The organism is Alteromonas sp. 009811495, from assembly GCF_028865455.1.
Classification (GTDB): domain Bacteria; phylum Pseudomonadota; class Gammaproteobacteria; order Enterobacterales; family Alteromonadaceae; genus Alteromonas.
Genome location: NZ_CP113972.1, coordinates 2490584 through 2508499 on the forward strand (window position 1 = coordinate 2490584; position 17916 = coordinate 2508499).

At 43.4% G+C, this 17916-nt stretch carries 13 protein-coding genes and 2 tRNA genes; 5 read left to right on the top strand and 10 right to left on the bottom strand.

The window, feature by feature from the left end:
• Positions 1 to 2: 2 nt before the first annotated feature.
• The 9 genes from infB to OZ660_RS11470 form a co-directional block, all read right to left on the bottom strand.
• Positions 3 to 2609, bottom strand: a complete 2607-nt coding sequence (infB, locus tag OZ660_RS11430; protein ID WP_274740991.1) for a translation initiation factor IF-2 — start codon at positions 2607 to 2609, stop codon at positions 3 to 5.
• Positions 2610 to 2633: 24 nt separating this feature from the next.
• Positions 2634 to 4130, bottom strand: coding sequence for a transcription termination factor NusA (gene nusA / locus OZ660_RS11435; protein WP_202261703.1), 1497 nt, complete (start codon positions 4128 to 4130; stop codon positions 2634 to 2636).
• 45 nt (positions 4131 to 4175) lie between these two features.
• Entirely contained in the window at positions 4176 to 4634 is a 459-nt protein-coding gene (gene rimP, locus OZ660_RS11440) for a ribosome maturation factor RimP (protein WP_159625919.1), read from the bottom strand.
• A 312-nt stretch (positions 4635 to 4946) separates the two neighbouring features.
• A complete protein-coding gene (locus OZ660_RS11445) occupies positions 4947 to 5948 on the bottom strand; it encodes a response regulator (protein WP_274740992.1) in 1002 nt (333 codons plus the stop codon).
• 2 nt (positions 5949 to 5950) lie between these two features.
• Positions 5951 to 9319 carry an MHYT domain-containing protein gene (locus OZ660_RS11450; RefSeq protein WP_274740993.1) on the bottom strand — a complete coding sequence of 1123 codons (3369 nt, stop codon included), beginning with the start codon at positions 9317 to 9319 and terminating at the stop codon, positions 5951 to 5953.
• 316 nt (positions 9320 to 9635) lie between these two features.
• Positions 9636 to 9712, bottom strand: a tRNA-Met gene (locus tag OZ660_RS11455).
• A 54-nt stretch (positions 9713 to 9766) separates the two neighbouring features.
• Positions 9767 to 9843: transfer RNA gene (locus OZ660_RS11460), tRNA-Met, on the bottom strand.
• Between the two features lie 202 nt (positions 9844 to 10045).
• A complete protein-coding gene (locus OZ660_RS11465; protein WP_226433570.1) occupies positions 10046 to 10348 on the bottom strand; it encodes a 4a-hydroxytetrahydrobiopterin dehydratase in 303 nt (100 codons plus the stop codon).
• A gap of 167 nt (positions 10349 to 10515) precedes the next feature.
• Complete coding sequence (locus OZ660_RS11470) at positions 10516 to 13209, bottom strand: TonB-dependent receptor plug domain-containing protein (protein WP_202261713.1); 2694 nt, start codon at positions 13207 to 13209, stop codon at positions 10516 to 10518.
• A 420-nt stretch (positions 13210 to 13629) separates the two neighbouring features.
• Between OZ660_RS11470 and OZ660_RS11475 the strand changes: the two genes are divergently transcribed.
• Entirely contained in the window at positions 13630 to 14640 is a 1011-nt protein-coding gene (locus OZ660_RS11475) for a mechanosensitive ion channel family protein (RefSeq protein WP_274740994.1), read from the top strand.
• Between the two features lie 122 nt (positions 14641 to 14762).
• Positions 14763 to 14885 carry an entericidin A/B family lipoprotein gene (locus OZ660_RS11480; RefSeq protein WP_446698981.1) on the top strand — a complete coding sequence of 41 codons (123 nt, stop codon included), beginning with the start codon at positions 14763 to 14765 and terminating at the stop codon, positions 14883 to 14885.
• An 88-nt stretch (positions 14886 to 14973) separates the two neighbouring features.
• Here OZ660_RS11480 and OZ660_RS11485 read toward each other — a convergent pair whose 3' ends face one another.
• Positions 14974 to 15423: a MaoC family dehydratase gene (locus OZ660_RS11485; protein ID WP_274740996.1), complete on the bottom strand. Its 450-nt coding sequence runs from the start codon at positions 15421 to 15423 to the stop codon at positions 14974 to 14976.
• Positions 15424 to 15626: 203 nt separating this feature from the next.
• Here OZ660_RS11485 and OZ660_RS11490 point away from each other — a divergent pair, with 203 nt between their 5' ends.
• The 3 genes from OZ660_RS11490 to OZ660_RS11500 all read left to right on the top strand — a co-directional run bounded on the left by OZ660_RS11490 (position 15627) and on the right by OZ660_RS11500 (position 17854).
• Complete coding sequence (locus OZ660_RS11490; protein WP_159625935.1) at positions 15627 to 16529, top strand: LysR family transcriptional regulator; 903 nt, start codon at positions 15627 to 15629, stop codon at positions 16527 to 16529.
• A 250-nt stretch (positions 16530 to 16779) separates the two neighbouring features.
• Entirely contained in the window at positions 16780 to 17169 is a 390-nt protein-coding gene (locus tag OZ660_RS11495) for a DUF3718 domain-containing protein (protein ID WP_202261716.1), read from the top strand.
• A gap of 292 nt (positions 17170 to 17461) precedes the next feature.
• The gene (locus tag OZ660_RS11500) at positions 17462 to 17854 is read left to right on the top strand and encodes a DUF3718 domain-containing protein (RefSeq protein ID WP_159625939.1); all 393 of its coding nucleotides are present in this window, start codon (positions 17462 to 17464) and stop codon (positions 17852 to 17854) included.
• The last annotated feature ends 62 nt before the right edge of the window (positions 17855 to 17916 follow it).

The window sequence follows — 17916 nt, forward strand, 5'->3', positions numbered from 1 at the left end:
AATTAAATTTCGCGCTTAACCTCAACGATTTCGAAGACCTCGATTTGGTCGCCTACTTTCACATCGTTGTAGTTCTTAACGCCAATACCACATTCCATACCGTTACGTACTTCTTGTACGTCGTCTTTAAAGCGACGCAGTGATTCTAGCTCACCTTCGTAAATTACTACGTTATCACGTAGAACACGGATTGGATTACTACGCTTAACAACACCTTCAGTAACCATACAGCCTGCAATTGCACCCAGTTTCGGTGACTTAAACACGTCACGAACTTCTGCAAGACCGATAATTTCCTGTTTAAATTCAGGTGCAAGCATACCACTCATGGCCGCTTTCACTTCATCAATGAGGTTATAGATTACGCTGTAGTAACGCAGATCAATTTCTTCTGCTTCCAATACACGACGTGCTGTTGCATCGGCACGAACGTTAAAGCCTAGTACGATAGCACCTGATGCAGCCGCAAGGGTTGCGTCAGTTTCAGTGATACCACCTACACCACTACCTACAATGTTCACTTTTACTTCAGACGTTGAAAGTTTAACAAGTGACTCAGAAATCGCTTCTACAGAGCCCTGTACGTCAGCTTTAAGTACGATATTTAGTTCGCTAACGTCGCCTGATTCCATGTTAGCAAACATGTTTTCAAGTTTCGCTTTTTGCTGACGAGCAAGTTTAAGTTCACGTTTCTTCTGGTGACGCTTAGCGGCAACTTCACGCGCTTTACGCTCGTCTTTAACCACGGCAGCATCTTCACCCGCTACAGGAACACCAGACAGACCAAGTACTTCAACAGGCGTCGAAGGTCCAGCAACCTTCATTTCTTTACCGTTTTCGTCGCGCATAGCACGAACACGGCCGTACTCTTCACCACAAAGTAGAATATCGCCAGCGCGCAGTTCACCTTCCTGTACAAGTACAGAAGCAACTGGACCGCGGCCTTTATCAAGGCGAGATTCAATAACGATACCACGACCCGGGCCTTCAGCAACGGCTTTAAGGTCAAGAACTTCAGCTTGAAGAACGATAGCTTCAAGTAGTTCGTCTACACCCATACCTGTTTTCGCAGACACGTTACAGAATTGATGTTCACCGCCCCACTCTTCTGAGATAACTTCTAATTGAGATAGCTCAGTTTTAACGCGGTCTGGGTCTGCAGTTTCTTTATCCATTTTGTTCACTGCAACGATAAGAGGTACGCCAGCAGCGCGAGCATGCTGTACCGCTTCTTTCGTTTGAGGCATTACGCCGTCATCTGCAGCAACTACAAGAATAACGATATCCGTTGCAGTAGCACCACGAGCACGCATTGCAGTAAACGCGGCGTGTCCAGGTGTATCTAGGAACGTGATTTCACCGTTATCTGTTTGAACTTTGTAAGCACCAATGTGCTGGGTAATACCACCGGCTTCACCATCGGCTACTTTCGCGCGGCGAATGTAGTCAAGCAATGACGTCTTACCGTGGTCAACGTGACCCATAATGGTTACAACAGGCGCACGCGTAGTTTTTTCACCGCCAGTACCATCTGCCAACAACTCATCTTCTAGTGCGTTGTCGTTTACAAGCTCGTATTTATGGCCCATTTCTTCAATCACTAGTACCGCAGTATCTTGGTCTAGTACTTGGTTAATGGTTGCCATTTCACCCATCTTCATCATCGTTTTGATAACTTCGTTAGACTTAATTGCAAGCTTACTTGCAAGTTCGCCAACAGTGATAGTTGCGCCAAGCTTAACTACACGCTCTACAGGTGCAGCTGGCTTGTTAAAGCCTTGCTTAAGGTGTTCGCCTGCGTTTTTCTTCGACTTGCGACGACGACGCGATGAACGCTCAACCTGCATATCTTCTTCGTCTTCTGCTTCTTGAGCATAACGATTTGAGTGCAAGTGAACTTCTTCCGCTTCCGCTTTCTTACGACGCTCTTCTTCTTCTTTCCAGCGACGCTCGTTTTCTTCAGCTAGTTTGCGCGCTTCATCAGCTGCTTTTTTCGCTTCTTCTTCAAGCTTTTTCTGCGCTTCTTCTTCTTGCGCTTTACGAAGACGCTCTTCTTCTTGACGCGCCGCTTCGGCTTCCGCTTTTTCAGCTTCTGTCATTTCAGGCTCGTCTGCTTTGCGTGCTTCAGCTTCTTTCTTTGCTTGCTCAGCGCGACGGGCACGTTCTTCGTCAGCTGCTTTTTTCGCTTCTGCAGCTTTACGCGCTTTTTCTTCAGCCGCTTTTTTCGCTTCTGCAGCTGCTTTTTCTTCCGCTTCGCGCTTAAGGCGTGCTTCTTCTTCAAGACGCTTCGCCTCTTCTTCCGCTTGACGCTGCTGTTCTTCAATATCGCTGCGCTTCACGTAAGTGCGTTTTTTACGTACTTCTACTTTAACTTCTTTCGACTTGCCCACGCTTAGTGTGCTTGTCGTTTTGCGCTTAAGTGTCATACGCGTCGGTTCGGCTGCACTGCCGTGTTGCTTACTTAAATGATCCAATAGTTTTTGTTTCTCGTCTTCGTTTACCTGATCGCCGGCACTCTTTGTGATACCCGCGTCTTTAAACTGGCCAACCAATCGGTCAACGGTCGTACCAATGTCGCTGGCGAGCTTTTCAATAGATACATCTGCCATTACGTAATTTTCCCCCTGTTGACCTTACTCTTCTTCACTGAACCAAACGATATTACGGGCAGCCATAATAAGGGCGCCTGCAGTTTCTTCGTCCAGCTCATCGATATCACTGATATCATCGGTACCTTGTTCTGCTAATTCTTCAAGGTCGGTAACACCGCGGCTGGCCAACACATACGCCACGTGCTTACTCATACCTTCAAGATTTAATAAGGCTTCTGTAGGTTCTGCACCTTCAAGCGATTCTTCGTTTGCTAACGCTCGAGTAGTAAGATAAGCGCGCGCTCTGTTGCGCAACTCTTCTACGGTTTCTTCATCTAATCCTTCAACCGCAAGAAGTTCGCTTGCCGGCACGTATGCCACTTCTTCAAGTGTGGTGAAGCCTTCATCTACAAGTACAGATGCAAACTCTTCGTCAATATCAAGACCTGCAGTAAACAGATCAAGTACCTTCGCATTTTCTTCTTCGTGTTTCTTGTTGAGGTCGTCAACTGTCATCACGTTAAGTTCCCAGCCAGTAAGCTGGCTAGCTAGGCGGACGTTTTGACCACTACGGCCAATTGCTTGTGCTAAGTTGTCAGCTTCAACCGCTACATCCATGCTGTTGCTGTCCTCATCAACAACGATTGACGCAACTTCAGCAGGTGCCATTGCATTGATAACGAACTGCGCTGGGTTTTCATCCCAAAGCACGATATCAACACGCTCGCCGCCAAGTTCACCAGATACTGCTTGTACGCGAGAACCACGCATACCAACACAAGCACCCACTGGGTCTAAGCGTTTATCATTAGTTTTAACCGCAATCTTTGCGCGTGAGCCTGGGTCGCGAGCCGCAGATTTAATTTCTAGTGTTTCTTCCGCGATTTCTGGAACTTCTAAACGGAATAGCTCAACGAGCATGTCTGGGTGAGTACGGCTAATAAATAGCTGTGCGCCACGCGCTTCTGGACGGATAACGTAAAGAAGACCACGTACTCTATCGCCCGGACGGAAAGTTTCACGAGGAAGCATATCGTCGCGGTAGATAACGCCTTCTGCGTTGTTACCTAAGTCGATGATGATATTGTCGCGGTTAACTTTCTTAACTGTACCTGTAACCAGCTCACCCACTTTGTCTTCGTATTCAGCAATCATTTGCTGACGCTCAGCTTCACGTACTTTTTGTACGATAACTTGCTTAGCGGTTTGCGTAGTTATGCGGTCGAATTTGATAGATTCAATCTGCTCTTCCACATAATCGCCTAGTTGAATCTCTGGTTCGTCAACTTGTGCCGCAGACCAAGTAATTTCAGCAAATGGATTCTCCTGCTCTTGATCGTCAGGAATGACTAGCCAGCGACGGAATGTATCAAAGTCACCCGACGTTCTGTCGATGCTTACACGAACTTCAATTTCGCCTTCGTTTTTCTTTTTGGTTGCACTAGCAATTGCGAACTCTAGCGCTTCAAAAATCTTCTCTCTAGGCACTTGTTTTTCATTTGAAACGGCTTCCGCCACTAACAAAATTTCTTTATTCATTTTCGCCTCTCTTTTGCTTTCGTCGATGAAAGCAGAGCTGTTCCGTTAATCGAACGTGGGAACAACGTTACCTTTTTCGATATTCGCCACAGCTAACTGGAACTGCTGGCCATCCACTTCAATACTTACCATGCCATTTTCGCACGCGAGTACTTTGCCTTTAAAATTACGTCTGTCGCCCATCGGCATAGACAAACGAATTTGAACCACTTCACCCACAGACTCAATGTAGTGCTTTTCTTTGAAAAGCGGTCTGTCCATACCTGGTGATGACACTTCCAAGTTGTATTCAGTGCTAATTGGATCTTCAACGTCCAAAATTGCGCTAACCTGATGACTTACATCTGCACAATCATCTACGGTAATACCGTTTTCATGATCAATAAAAACGCGAAGAATCGAATGTTTCCCCGCTCGTACAAACTCGATGCCAACCAACTCAAAACCAAGTGCTTCAACACCTGGCTCTAGCATTTCGGTTAGTTTCTCTTCAAGTTTTGCCAATGCAAACCTCCAAAAACGAAAAAAGGGCCTAAAGCCCACCTGTCATCACCCGGCTCAGCGAGGCTGACTCCAGGTTTTAATACAACAAAAAGCCCCGGACTAGCGGGGCTTTTATTAAAATTCTGAACCCATACCTGCCAACAAGGGCAGTTGCAAGCCTATGGGTAAAACCACCACAAGGTGATAGCTTGCTAACAACGAGTGCGTTACTTTCCTAAACACTGAGGGAGCCCGCGCTCATCATTGAATGCGCACATTATACTGATAGGCGGTGCATTAAGCAACAGCCAATAGCCGCGAGAGTGTATTCTATTACTCTTCGTCTTTAAACGTGGCTTTGATTTCTAATATTTGCGGTAAATTCTCAATAAGTAAATCAACCAATTTGGGCTCGAAATGTTTTCCCTTTTGTTCTTTAAGGAAGTCAACTGTTTTTTCTATACTCCAAGCTTCTTTGTATGGTCGCTTACTGGTTAATGCATCAAAAACATCGGCAATAGCACAAATTCGCCCTTCGATAGGAATATCTTCCCCTGACAAGCCACGGGGGTAGCCACTGCCATCCCATTTCTCATGATGAGTCAGTGACACCGACTTTGCCACATTAAGTAACAAAGAGTCGCCGCAATCACCAATGATTTCAGCACCAATTTCAGGGTGATGCTTCATTAACGCAAACTCTTCGTCGGTTAGTTTGCCGGGTTTAAGCATAATGCTATCGGCAATTCCAATTTTACCAATATCGTGCATTGGAGCAGCATGCAGTAATATTTCTGCCTGTTTATCAGTTAGCCCATATGCAACTGCCAATACCTTTGAATAATGGCTCATGCGCATTACATGCATGCCCGTTTCGTTATCTTTGTACTCAGCTGCTCGCCCTAAACGCTGCACAACTTGTAATCGGCTTTCGAGCAACTCATCGGCTTGCACCAAACTTAAATGCGTTTTCACCCTGGCTTTTACTACAGCGGGTGATATGGGTTTAATAATGTAATCGACGGCACCGGCATCAAAACCTTCCGCTTCATCGTGATCATCATTTAGCGCAGTCACAAAAATAATAGGGATATGCTTTGTTTCAGGCAAACCTTTAAGTTGTCGACACACTTCAAACCCCGTAATACCGGGCATCATTACATCCAAAAGAATCAGGTTTGGTTTTCTAGCGGGCGCTAATTTCAGGGCCTCTTCACCATTTTTAGCGAAGATCAGTTGATAATCAGCAGCGAGCAACTGCTTTAAAACGCGTAAGTTGACAGGTTCATCGTCGACCAATAACAATGTCGGTTTTGTTACTTCACTATCTAACATGACTACGCTCGCACTTGCTCCAACTCATCTATCAGCGCTTTTATTCCGTGCTGCGCAGATTCAAATTCAAAATCATCAATATCTAACAGAATTTGGGCGACATCATCCTTAAACTTGCTTAAACCAATGTCACGCAAGAATGTCAATTCTTCTTCATCCAGCATATTCTGCTCGACACTTTTTAGCATTTGTTTTAAGTGCGCAAGTAATAAGTCGCTATCAATACTTTCGTTTATTGCTTGTTCACCATACAGTGGCGATTCACTTAACATCTGCTCTATCGCTTCAATAGCATTACGCAATTGGTTCACTTGTTCTATATCGACTTCTTCTTTAATAGCGTCGGCTTCAAGCAATAACGTCGTTTTAAAGAATGCGGTTAAACACAAGTTACCTGACGTACCTTTCAAATTATGCGTAACAGCAACTACCTTATTATAGTCTTCTGCGATAAGTGCACTCATTAAATCGTCAATTTTTTCTTTACTGTCAACGACAAACTTATCAATCTCTTGAAGTACAACAAGTTCACTCCCCCACAATGCAACCGCTTTTTTCATATTAATGATATGGGAATCGTGTATAACAGCTGTGTCATTGTCTGTTCCGTTATCGTCAAGTACGTTAGCCTTTTCAGCAAGGTCATTGCTCGTTATTGCACTAGTACTTATATCAAGCACTCTGGCAACTTCTTCCATTAACGAGGGGAAATCTACAGGCTTATTTGCAAATCCTTCCATTCCCGCATTTTGCGCAGCATGCTTGTCTTGTATGAGTACACTTGCAGTAAGTGCAATTATCGGCAGTGGAGACAAGCCTTCAGCTTTTTCATAGGCACGCCTTTGCTTTGCAGCTTCGAGGCCATCCATTTTCGGCATTTGCAAATCCATTAGCACTACGTCGAAACTGTAATCTTGCATTTTCTGTAATGCAATTTCACCGTCAGATGCGCTGTCAACACTGTGCCCATTTCGCTTCAGCAGCAATGACAACAACTCGATATTTTGATGTACATCGTCAACCACCAATACGCGAAGTGGCGAAAGCGATGTTACATTGTGATGCACTTTTTCAGCCTCACTCCTACTTTTCAACTCAACAGGTTCAAGTGGAAGTCTAAAGGTAAATGTTGTTCCTTGATTTATAACGCTTTGGGCAAAAATATTTCCGCCCATTAACTCAACTAATTGTTTGGATATAGTCGTCCCCAGCCCTGTACCACCGTATTTTCGGCTCATTGACGCATCCGCTTGAGAAAATGGATCAAACACCTTTTCCACCTGTTCAGGCGTCATGCCAATTCCTGTATCAGAAACTTCGAAATAAACCTGTTTACCATCGCTGTGCACGCGCACTTGCACTTCACCCTCATGAGTGAATTTAACGGCATTACCGATTAAATTATTTAGGACTTGCCTTAGCCTTTCCGGGACACCGTGATAGCCCTTTGCAACAGATTCATCAACGTCTAAAGATAGCGTCACTTTTTTGCGTTTTGCTTCCAACCAGAATGTTGAAATAACTAAATCCAGTTCCTCTCGTAAGCAAAAATCTCGATAATCTAGTTCTAGTTTACCTTTGTCTAATTTGGCGCTGTCTAAGATATCATTGAGCAAATGCAATAAAGAGCGCGCTGAGCGATTAATCGTTGTGAGATGAGACTTCTGTTCCTCTCGAAGTGCCTCTGTAAGCATGAGATCACTAAATCCAATAATGGCGTTCATTGGTGTTCGGATCTCATGACTCATATTGGCAAGAAACGCCGTTCTTGCTGCCGCTGCCTGCTCCGCATTATTTTTTGCGATTTTTAACTCTTCTTCCATCTGACGACGCTTGGTAATGTCGGTAATAAAGCCATCTATGTACAGTAATTCACCGTCATCAGCTTTTACGCACGTACCTTGTTCAATAACCCAGCGAGTATTTCCCGCTTTATCAATTAAACGGTATTCAATGGTAAAGGTGTCTTGAAATGACGATACATCGCTTAATGCAGCCGCATCGTCAGGGTGATAAAGTTCTGAAAAGTGTCGCTTAGGGTTAGGCAATACAAAATCTTCGGGAGGATAGCCGGTTATCTCTTTAATGGCGTTGCTAATAAATACCATTGGCCAACCGTCTTTACATAGCGCTCGATAAGCAGCACCTGGAATGTTAGCAATTAGGCTTCTAAATTTTGCTTCACTTTCCCTAAGCGCGTCTTCCATTTTTTTGCGCGCACGTAAATCTGAAGCAAAAGAAACAAAAACAGGTTTATCATCTACCTTTGTATACCCTATTCCGACTCGAGCAGGTATCCGCGTTCCATCTTTGCGTAATATTTCAACTTCCCTTCCCGCACCAATGATTTGTTCAGTCGGAACGACTCGCTGGTTAAAAAAATCATCATTGTACATGTGCCGACGCTCGGGCGGAACGAGAGCAGATGCATGCATACCAATAATCTCGCTCTGTGTGTATCCATAGATATCGGCAACTGCAGGATTTGCCGTGCGTACAATCCCTTTATTATCTACTGTAAGAATGGCATCCACCGCGGTGTCGGTAATAGCACTTTGGATCCTCTCACTTTCGACCGCGCGCAACATTACATCTTTATATTTAAAGAGCAGTGTTATACCCAACACAATGGCAATTAACGTTACTGTAAAAATTGCAATGGAAATTGCCAGAACAGCCGCAACTTCGGACGTCTGATTTGAAGTTTCTAAGCCCGGAGGTAATACAAAACGTGCAGCTGCCATGCCCGTATAATGCATTCCTGCAATAGCTAAGCCCATGACAACACTGGCCAAAACAACGTGTTTACCCAACAGGTCTTTTGATTTAGTTGCTGCTGTAATGCCAAACTTTATCCACAACGACAACATGGCCAACGCAACCGCCACAACAATTGACAATAAAAATATAGGGAGGTCATAACGCAATAGCGGTGCCATTTCCATTGCGGCCATTCCGCTGTAGTGCATGGTACCTATACCTGCACCAACCAGAATCCCTCCAATGACAATTTCGTGAACTGTTATTTTGCTTCTTATCAGTAAATTTAACGCTACCCACGCAGCAGCGATACCGGGCAAGGCAGACAGTGCAGTAATAGAAACGTTGTAGTCAACGGGGAGGCATAGGTCAAAGGCAGTCATACCCAGAAAGTGCATCGACCAAATACCACCGCCTAAGGCTAAACTTCCCGTACCCAGTAAAATGTTTTTGCGACTTTTCTCTTCAGTTACCGCGGCTTGCCCCGCCACATTAAATGCCATGAATGACGCAAAAATGGCGACAATCAATGATAAAAGCACCAGAGGTAAGTTATAGAATCCTTCTATGAGCCTAGCTTGTTCTTCAAAATTAAAATATTGAGACACCATATTTAAGCCTTAGTTACTCAGTAGACTGCACACAAACATATAAATTATTGTCTTTTGGGCACGCAATAATAGACGAAGCATATTGCGCTTTATCGTATACATCATTACTTCGATATACCCAAATTAGCACAAGTTGCAATGTGATTTAACTATACAAAAGCTATACGAAGCGTGGTGCGATACTTACAAAGTGGTGGAGTGTTGTGAAGTGCACGAAGTATATTCGTAAATACATACTACCTTCGAGGGTAATGAGATACGTAAGCTTATTTTCACGCTGAAAAGAAAAAACCCAGCAAATGCTGGGTTCTTAATGTGGTTGCGGGAGCAGGATTTGAACCTACGACCTTCGGGTTATGAGCCCGACGAGCTACCAGACTGCTCCATCCCGCGTCTGTACGGTTAAACGTGTTGTTTACACATTTAAAAAATTCACCTAATTTTCTGTGGTTGCGGGAGCAGGATTTGAACCTACGACCTTCGGGTTATGAGCCCGACGAGCTACCAGACTGCTCCATCCCGCGCCAGAAAATTACCGCTCAAAGCGATTCGTTTAGTGCCTCGCTTCAACGTGGTGCGTATTATACATAGGGACTTTACTAACACAAGTGCCTAACACCGAAATATTTCAAATTTCTGACTGTTCGCGGTTAATTTGACCAATGTGTACAAAGTTAATACGAATTAGCCCCTAATTGTGACGAAAAGCAAAATATGGCTAACCAATTATTTAAATTTTTCCATCTTTTCTGCTAAGGAAAAATCCAATTCGCTAAGGCCATCAGCATCATGAGTGGTTAATCGAACTTCTACTTTATTATACACATTGAACCATTCTGGATGATGTTTAAGCTTTTCCGCCCAAATGGCAATTTGAGACATCCACCCGAAAGCCCTAATAAAACTTTTGAACGTAAACGTCTTTTTAATAGCATCACCGTCTTGCTCCCATTTTACGTCATCACTAATCATGGCGTTCAATGCTTCAAGCTTGGTTTGAATTTCTGCATTTGACAACTTATCTGGCATAAGAGATCCCCTATTACTGTTGTTTGTGGTTACTCTAATAGATACGGAAAAGATTAAAAGCAGCAGAAAGAATAAAACAAAAAATCCTGTGGTGATTAAAGTTTACAAAAAAACCGACCTTAGCCTTAAGGTCGGTTTTATCTTACAAACACTAAAGTGAAAGCGCTTTAGAACTCTACAGCCAGTCTTGCGTATATCTGGCGTCCACGAGGGTCGTGAACTTTTGAGTCAAAACCACTGTTAGTAAATACTTGCGGAGGCTCTTCATCAAACAAGTTTATACCGCCCACAGTTAATACGTAGCTTTGCTCAGTATTAAACACACTGCCCAAGTCGATATTATACTGCGCATCAACGGTAACTATGCTGTCGATTTCATAGAAACCATTCGCGCAACCGCCTGTGTTGGATGTGCCATCTGCGCAGTTTTGATCATCATCGTACGAAGAAATGTATCGTACAAATAGATTTGCAGCGTGTACATCATGTTGCCAAGCCAAACCAATGTTCATTCGAAGCTCCGGTGACGATACACCGATGTTATTGAAGTTACGGCGACCAGCACCGTCAACATTACCCGCTTGTGGATCCATCAAGTCATACTTAGTGATGTACGTTGCGTGTATTGACGGCGTAAAGTTACCTAACTCTGTTTCCATCTTGTAGCTAGTAACAAAGTCAATACCTGACGTTTCAAGTGAACTTGCATTTACATAAGTATTGTTAATTTGAAGTACAGGACCACTTACTGGGTCGCCAGCACGAACAATTCTGTCGGTATCTGTTGGGTCTGCGTTAAGCAGTGCTTGTGCATTTTCTTGGATGATCAAATCTTCGAATTCAAAGTTCCAATAGTCAACCTCTACCGACAAGTCTCTAAATGGCTCGTAAGAGAAGCCAATGTTATATGCCGTAGACTCTTCTGGCTTCAGGTCCTCATTACCCACCGTGCGAACCGCTACAAAAGCTTGTGCCCCCTGAACAGGGTCAACCACCTGCTGTAATGACGTGGCTCCACCTTGTGCAAGGAATACCGTTGGCGCTCTAAACGACGTTGATATTGAACCACGTAGCGAGAATTCATCTGATGCGCGCCAAGAAACCGCAAGTTTAGGGTCTACTGTGCTGCCAATATTGCCGCCATAATCTTCATAGCGAACAGCAACTTGCACATCTAGTTCATCGTTTATTGGCAACGCCAATTCACCGAAAGCAGCCCATACATCTTGGCTTCCATCTAAATCAGGGTTACCGATAACAAAAGTAAAACTATCTTGGTTAGACAGTTCGTCGTAATCTTGCGACAACTTATTTTCTCGATACTGAATACCAAGTGCCAGTGCTGCATAGCCCCCACCCATTTCAAACGTATCGAATGACGTAAACGCCTCGAACACTTCAAGATCGGCTTTCGAATCGATAACTTGCTTACCAGTGAATGAACTAATTACATAGTCAGAGTTCGGCGCGCTTGTATATGAGGTTGCAAAAGGATTAAAGAATTCACAGCTTCCTTGACCAGGCGCACCTAATACCGGATTACAGTCTGAACCGCCAAATCCTAGTAACGCTAACTGGAACTCAGTGTTAAGCACATCAGGTACCGAGAACAAGAAATCGTTCACCGCGCGGGTGTAGCTCACTTCCCAGAAACCTGAGTCAGTGACACCTTGCAAATTAGTACTAAAACGGAACGTATCCGATTCGGTATTTGCTGCATCACCAGGTTGACCATTACCTTCAGCACGTCCAAAAAACGCTACTGAACGACCAAATGGATTTTGTGGGTGATAATCAGGTACGACAGGCGCAGTAAGAATCGGAAAACTTGGTGCACCACCACGCTCAGCACGGTTTCTTGCCATGCCTATTTCAGTTGTCCACGTAATATCGTCGGTAAATTCGTATTCAGCACGTGTATACGCGTTTATACGACTTTCGTCAGGAACATATGAATAATATGGACCAAAATCAAATCCACACAAACCAACATCAAGACCAGGAACTGTACCCTCTGGCGCAAGCACTTGTGGATAGCCCCCAAATTCTTCACATCCATATGGGTCAATTACGGGAACGCCTGGTGCAATAAAGAAGCTCGCTGGATTACCTAGTGCGCTCGTGTCGTCCTGGGGACGACTTAAACGTCTATCATTTATAAACAACGGTGAGCGGTTTGTGTAGCTTATCGCAGCAATTACGTTCCCCTTGTCTCCCGTTGCTCCCCAAAGACCTTGAAGAATGTACTCTTTGTTATCGCCATGCGCGCCATCTTGATAATCAACGCTAACCATGGCACCGTCGTAATTGCGCTTGGTGATAAAGTTAACAACACCAGCAACGGCATCTGAACCATACAGCGCTGAAGCGCCGTCTTTAACAACTTCCATTCGGTCAATGGCAATCATTGGCACAAGTGAACTGGTGTCAACAAAGTTTAAGCCTTCATTAGTCGGTTGTGCATTGACTACTTGGCGTTTGTTGTTCAGCAGTACTAACGTTGATGCTACACCCAAGCCCCTTAGGTTAATATTAGATGTACCAGCGGTTGCGTTTTGCGTAAACGCATCAGGGTTATTCTCAGCACCGGTATTAATTGTGAGTGTTTGTGTGATATCAGCGATATTTTTAGCACCAATGGCATCAATCGCTACGCTGTCTACCACAGCAAGTGGTGAGGGAGATTCAAAGTTTTCGCTACGGCGTACGAAACTGCCGGTCACGAGAATAAGCTCTACATCCTTTTTCGCTTCTTTCTCGCTTTCTGTATCAGCATCCTGAGCCGTTGCAAGAAAAGGAGAACAAAACAGTGCAGTGCCAACCATTGCAGCAACTGCGGTCTTACGCGTTTTCAATTTCATAGTGTGATTCCAAATCTGGGCTTATCACTACCGGCTTTACTACACACACGCTCCGCTAGTAACAGGCTATTCGATTTCGTGTTGTTATTGTGTGAGGCACCGCTCATCGGTGACCTACACAATTGATACTATGCTTGAAATTTAAGTTTGTAAATTTATTGTGAATAATATGTTTACATCAATTTTACACATGGTCAGACCAGACATACTTATGGTGAAGTAATGCTAAACACGCGTTCAGTAACGCTTGTTACTGTGAATATGTTGCCAAAACCATGAAATATCTTCCCATCGGTCGGTTTACCAAAGCACTTAATAAACATAAATAGACAATATTTTCAGCAACTTAAAACTCATTAAAGGCAGGAATAGTTCTTGATTACCCTTACTCATTGAATAAGTCATTGCATTAAGGTGTTTATGGAATTTCCCAAAGTTGATGAGATTTACAAGCTGTTGAGTGAAAAACTCGAAACTTGGGTAGAGAGTGCAATAACGACCTTGCCGAATATTGTTGTCGCATTTTTGATTGCAATTGTATTCGGCGTACTCGCTAAGATCATAGGCAATGTCGTTGGAAAACTCATGCGACGTACTTTTGAGTCACGGCAAATAGCGGGGCTACTAACCTCAATCATTAAAACAATAATCATTGTAGCGGGTATTTTTATCGCGCTTGATTTTGTTGGGCTTAAAGGAACCGTCACCTCTTTATTAGCAGGTGCAGGTATTGTGGGATTGGCAATTGGCTTTGCCTTCCAAGACATGACCGAAAATTTTATTGCCGGCGTCGCTATGGGCATTCGCAAGCCCTTTGATATCGGAGATGTTATTGAAGCTGAAGGCGTATTTGGTAACGTTAAAGAAATAAATCTGCGTAATACATTGGTTGAAACCTTCTATGGTCAATTAGAAGTTATTCCGAACAAGATTCTTTTTAGAAATATCCTTACCAACTATTCGTATTTAGGTTATCGCAGAATAGAAATACCGGTTGGCATTTCCTACGCTGACGACATCGAAACTGCGGCAAGCGTTATTACAGATGCCATGAACGACAAAGATTACGTTATCAAGAAAGATGAAACGGCGGTATATGCTGAGTCGTTCGGAGACTCTTCAATTAACTTATTATTATGGTTTTGGATCCGCTATCCCGGTGATCCCGGCTTCATGTTTGTTCGCCACGATGCAATCAATACAGTAAAAAACGTGCTGGAAGAGAACGACATATTAATCCCATTCCCCATCAGAACGCTGGACTTTAATGCCAAGGGTGGTGACAAACTCAATGCTATGTTAGCTAAATCAGAAAACAGAACATCTGATTCTGAGTGCAAGAGCAATAGCAATAGCAATAAGCAATCCTCTGCTGCAGAACGCTCCCATCAAGATGGAAACGGTGGAAAAGCATCTACTGTGCAGGAATAAAAAGTGTGAATGTCATGAATGTAGAACTGCTTTCGCACCAAATGAATGACTAAACAATAGAGTAATAAAAGGAGCAACACATGGAGTTAATTAAGATGTCAAAACTAAAGAATGTATTTTTTATGTTGGTACTTGCTGGCGGTCTTGGTGGGTTAGGCGGATGCGCTACTGTAGAAGGTGCAGGAAAAGACATACAAAGTGCAGGCGAAGCCATTGAAGAAGGTGCAGAAGAAGCTTCTAATTAATTTAGACTTCACATTCATCGCCGTCATTTTAAAGACCAAAAGAGGCATCACGTTTCTTTTGGTCTCTTAGTTTCTCAGAATAATAAATTTAAGGTCTAAGCACTGCCAACATTAGAAAACTTCCCACAAGTGCAGCGTTGCCCGACGATTTCAATATACACTTGCCATCAACTTTAAATAGTTTCCCCTGTCGTTTTTCCACAGTCTCACTTAGCGTGAATGTATATTTCACTGCATCACCACTTTTGACAGGCTCTAAAAAGCGGAGTTTATCAATTCCATAGTTGATCATAGAAGCGACTTTTTCGCTTGGCGCGATAACTTCGCCAAATGCTTTTGGCATAAGACTAGCGGTTAAAAAGCCATGCGCTATCGTAGTGCCAAATGGACTTTCGCTTTTGCATCGCTCACTATCGAGATGAATCCACTGATGATCACCTGTCGCATCAGCAAATTGATTAATCATATTTTGCGTTACTTCTAACCAGTCGGGCTGTGTGAGCACATCCCCTACAGCTAAATCTATGAGAGTTTTCATATTTCAGTCCAATGAACATTAATCTAAGACAAAACTACTATTATTAGCTTGAATGTTTCAATTAACTTTTAATAATAGGTATTTATAAATATTCTTGTTACACTAACGTAAATTATTCGTAGAAGCTATGTAGCATTTAGGCGAGCGCCAAAGCTTCAGTGTCTATTGGCTTATTCAGAGCACTCGCGCTTAAAGGATTAGTTATGAATCTCAATAGAATCGATTTAAATCTCTTCGCGGTATTTGACGCTATTTATACAGCAGGCAGTCTCACGAAAGCCGCTGACGTATTGTGTATTACTCAGCCAGCGGTAAGTAACTCGTTAGCGAGACTAAGAGAAATGCTCAACGATCCGCTATTTGTTCGCACGGGGCATAGCATGACGCCAACACCCGTTGCGCAAAACATTATCGTACCCGCTAGACAAGCGTTAGCGCTTTTGAGAAAAAGCGTACAAGAAAGTCATACTTTCGACCCCCTTACTGCTGAAAAGTCATTTAATTTTGCAAGCCGAGATTTGTTAGAAGCGAGTATCATGCCGCGTCTGGTTGCGCGACTGCAAAACTTGGCACCTAATATTGCTTTGACCAACTATGAAATTCCAAGGAGCCAGGTGGTTTCGGCAATGGCAGCTGGCACCCTCGACTTTTTTGCTGATGCCTCAACGTTCACAGACCCACACCTGTGCAAAGAAAAAATTGCTCAAGACCGATTTGTTGTCCTTGCAAGAAAAAATCACCCAGCACTTAAAAATGGCCTCGACTTAGACACTTTTTTACGGTTAGGCCATATCAATGTATCTCAACGTAAATCTGGAGCGGGTCCAATCGATATCGCTTTAGATAAAATGGGTAAACGTAGAAAAGAAGTAATGCGAGGCCAACACTTCTTAACGGTTCCCAGTACTATAGTAAAGACTGACCTTATCGCTTGCCTACCGTTTCATTTAGCGAAACACTACGACCTGGCAATCTACGAGATGCCGTTTGACCTTCAACCTGTTGAGTACTTCCTATACTGGCACGTAAGTGCAGACCACGACTACGCGCATATGTGGATGCGTGAACAAATTATGGAAGTCGCCAGCAACTTCAAGCCACACTAAAATGTTAACGGTTGCCTTGTAGTGACACACCCTACAAGGCGCCTTTTAGTATCGCTTCGCCGTCATAGCGCACACCGCCAACAACCATACCAATACTTTGATTATTATAACTTTTTCAGCAAACAAACCTCTCAATTAGTATCCACTTTAATACCTGTGTATTACCCTGATTATTTTCTACCCTCGAATTTTAACGTTTAATTCTTATCAAGCAAAGAATCGTTCTTATGCTGATTGTAGGATATTGACCATGTTGAAAATCGTAAAAACTTCAGTTGTTGTTGGTGCATTAGCACTTTCTAATTTTGCTCATGCCGATGTAAGCGAAGCGTTAGCAAATATTTGTACTATTGTGCAAGCAGATGACAAAGGCGAATTGCGCAAGAAGATGCGTGCAGTAGAAGCCGACTATCGCTTAAAACTGGGCGATTATTATTCAGGTATCAGTTGTAGCGGCAATAGTCTGATCCGCACTGCGATGTTGAGTAACGCAGTTGAAACGGGCGAACTACTTGTTAAAAAGATGCCAAAAGGCGATTTAGAAGCACCTGAAGCTGATGGCAAAACGCTACAAGCGTGGGTAGTGGAGAATGGTCTTCAAGATAGTCCAATCGCGGCAGTTATCAGCGCTCGTCTGTAATAATTTTCACGCCATGTGAAGTCAATTCAACATGGTTGCAGGGGTATCTCTGCACGGTAAGAAGCGACCTTCGGGTCGCTTTTTATTTTTTCACTCTGTCAAATTTCTCATTTAGCTTGAAATAGCATCAACAAAAAGACGGTTTTTTTTCAACCTATCAAATACATAACGTCTTTAACGTATTAAATCGAATACGCAGTTATCACCTTCTATGTTTTTCTGTGGCCAATCTTTTACTTTAATACAGGGGTCGAGTAAGTATCCGTTAACCAAATTTTGAAGGAATTTAACCATGTTGAAAATTGTTAAAACTTCTCTTGTTATTGCAGCAACACTAGGTGTGTCAGGTATGGCACAAGCAGATGTAAACGAAGCACTAGCCAACATTTGCACTATCGTTCAAGCAGACGACAAAGGCGAACTACGTAAAAAAATGCGTGCTGTAGAGTCGGACTATCGTTTGAAGCTGCGAGACTATTATTCAGGCGTAAGCTGCGGAGGTAACAGCCTTATCCGTACGGCTCTACTGAGCAACGCAGTAGAAGCAGGTGAACTGCTTGTTAAAAAGATGCCTAAAAGCGACCTAGCTGCACCTGAAGCAGATGGCAAAACACTACAAGCATGGGTGGCTGAAAATGGCTTGCAAGACAGCCCAATTGCAGCGGTAATTAACGACCGTCTATAAACATATTCACGCCATGTGAAATCAGTTCAACATGGTTGCAGAGCAATCTGCACTTTAAGAAG

Bases quoted from the DNA above. Each gene is read 5' to 3' on its own strand.
- OZ660_RS11445 (WP_274740992.1), bottom strand. From the start codon at position 5,948: ATGTTAGATAGTGAAGTAACAAAACCGACATTGTTATTGGTCGACGAT.
- OZ660_RS11495 (WP_202261716.1), top strand. From the start codon at position 16,780: ATGTTGAAAATCGTAAAAACTTCAGTTGTTGTTGGTGCATTAGCACTT.
- nusA (WP_202261703.1), bottom strand. From the start codon at position 4,130: ATGAATAAAGAAATTTTGTTAGTGGCGGAAGCCGTTTCAAATGAAAAA.
- OZ660_RS11485 (WP_274740996.1), bottom strand. From the start codon at position 15,423: ATGAAAACTCTCATAGATTTAGCTGTAGGGGATGTGCTCACACAGCCC.
- OZ660_RS11490 (WP_159625935.1), top strand. From the start codon at position 15,627: ATGAATCTCAATAGAATCGATTTAAATCTCTTCGCGGTATTTGACGCT.
- OZ660_RS11480 (WP_446698981.1), top strand. From the start codon at position 14,763: ATGTTGGTACTTGCTGGCGGTCTTGGTGGGTTAGGCGGATGCGCTACT.
- OZ660_RS11450 (WP_274740993.1), bottom strand. From the start codon at position 9,319: ATGGTGTCTCAATATTTTAATTTTGAAGAACAAGCTAGGCTCATAGAA.
- OZ660_RS11470 (WP_202261713.1), bottom strand. From the start codon at position 13,209: ATGAAATTGAAAACGCGTAAGACCGCAGTTGCTGCAATGGTTGGCACT.
- OZ660_RS11465 (WP_226433570.1), bottom strand. From the start codon at position 10,348: ATGCCAGATAAGTTGTCAAATGCAGAAATTCAAACCAAGCTTGAAGCA.
- OZ660_RS11475 (WP_274740994.1), top strand. From the start codon at position 13,630: ATGGAATTTCCCAAAGTTGATGAGATTTACAAGCTGTTGAGTGAAAAA.
- infB (WP_274740991.1), bottom strand. From the start codon at position 2,609: ATGGCAGATGTATCTATTGAAAAGCTCGCCAGCGACATTGGTACGACC.
- OZ660_RS11500 (WP_159625939.1), top strand. From the start codon at position 17,462: ATGTTGAAAATTGTTAAAACTTCTCTTGTTATTGCAGCAACACTAGGT.